2 protein-coding genes are annotated in these 1,603 nt (G+C 34.2%); one reads left to right on the top strand and one right to left on the bottom strand.

Annotated features, from left to right (window positions below):
* The coding region (locus F6K22_RS40460; RefSeq protein WP_293110761.1) for a glycoside hydrolase family 38 C-terminal domain-containing protein at positions 1 to 671 on the top strand (671 nt) is incomplete at its 5' end.
* Between the two features lie 574 nt (positions 672 to 1,245).
* Here F6K22_RS40460 and F6K22_RS40455 read toward each other — a convergent pair.
* A partial coding sequence (locus F6K22_RS40455; protein WP_293110759.1) for a hypothetical protein occupies positions 1,246 to 1,603 on the bottom strand: 358 nt, incomplete at its 5' end.

Raw genomic sequence — 1,603 nt, 5'->3', positions numbered from 1 at the left:
TCATAAATATAGAAGCAGATTTTGCTACTTATGAAATTCCTTGTGGAGCAATTAAAAGAACTACTAAACCTGAGACAGAAAGAGAAAAAGCAAAATGGGAAGTTCCCGCTCTACATTGGGCAGATATTAGTAAAGATAATTATGGAGTAAGTTTATTGAATGACTGTAAATATGGATATGACGCAAAACCAGATCAATTACGTTTAACTTTATTGAGAGGTTCGACTTGGCCTGACTCGGAAGCAGATGTAGGAATTCACGAATTTACTTATGCTATTTATCCTCATATCGGAAGTTGGGAAAATGCTGGAACTGTGCAACGAGGTTATGAATTAAATATGCCTTTCCTTGTCAAAGTAATGCCTTTGATTAGTAAGGAAAAATCTCATGGAAAGTTGCCACAAACTTATCGTTTTTTAGGTTGGGAAACTGAGAACTTAATTTTGATAGCGTTGAAACGGTCAGAGGATAATCAACGTTGGATTTTCAGATGTTATGAATGTTTGGGAAAAGAGGCAAAATTAAAATTGGAAAGTGATACTGGTTTAGGGATAGGAAAAGTTGTGAATTTGTTGGAGCAAGATGTTAGTGAAGCTAATATGGAGTTTGACAGTAAGAGTTGTGAAATTTCACCTTGGAAAATAGTCAGTTTTTCCTTAGATTTTCTGTAGTTATGAATTTGGGAAAATTATGGTAGTTGAGATGAGCGATCGCTTGCCTTAGATAGGTATATCTCTGGGGATGTTAAATTTTTGTCTGTGGGAAGTGCTGAATTTTCTGAATTTATCTTTTGCCTACCTTAGGAATTTCTACTGTGTGAAAAAATCCTCATTTTGCCTTTGACTGTGAGAGTGAAAATTTTCCAATAAATATAGATATAGCTCTGGGAATGTGAAATTTTTGGTTGTGGCAAGTGCTGAATTTTTCTCTTTTGTGTTTTACCTCTCTCAGAAATTTCTGCTGTGGGGAAAAATCCTCATTTTGCCTTTGACTGTGAGAGTGAAAATTTTCCAATAAATATAGATATAGCTCTGGGAATGTGAAATTTTTGGTTGTGGCAAGTGCTGAATTTTTCTCTTTTGTGTTTTACCATTTTGTCTTTGAGTATGGCAGTGAAAATTTATCCATAAATTATAGATATATCTGTGGGAATGTGAAATTTTTGGTTGTGGCAAGTGCTGAATTTTTCTCTTTTGTGTTTTACCATTTTGTCTTTGAGTATGGCAGTGAAAATTTATCCATAAATTATAGATATATCTGTGGGAATGTGAAATTTTTGGTTGTGGCAAGTGCTGAATTTTTCCTTTTTATCTTTTGCCTCTCTCGACAATTTCTGCTGTGGGGAAAAATCCTCTTTTTGTCTTTGACTGTGAGAGTGAAAATTTTCCTATAAATATAGATATATCTGTGGGGATGTGAAATTTTTGGTTGTGGCAAGTGCTGAATTTTTCTCTTTTGTGTTTTACCTCTCTCAGAAATTTCTGCTGTGGGGAAAAATCCTCTTTTTGTCTTTGACTGTGAGAGTGAAAATTTTCCTATAAATATAGATATATCTGTGGGGATGTGAAATTTTTGGTTGTGGCAAGTGCTGAATTTTTCTCTT

The sequence above is a fragment of the Okeania sp. SIO2F4 genome (assembly GCF_010672385.1).
Classification (GTDB): domain Bacteria; phylum Cyanobacteriota; class Cyanobacteriia; order Cyanobacteriales; family Microcoleaceae; genus Trichodesmium.
Note: the sequence above shows the minus strand (reverse complement) of the source record. Positions and strands in the feature narration are given on the sequence as shown.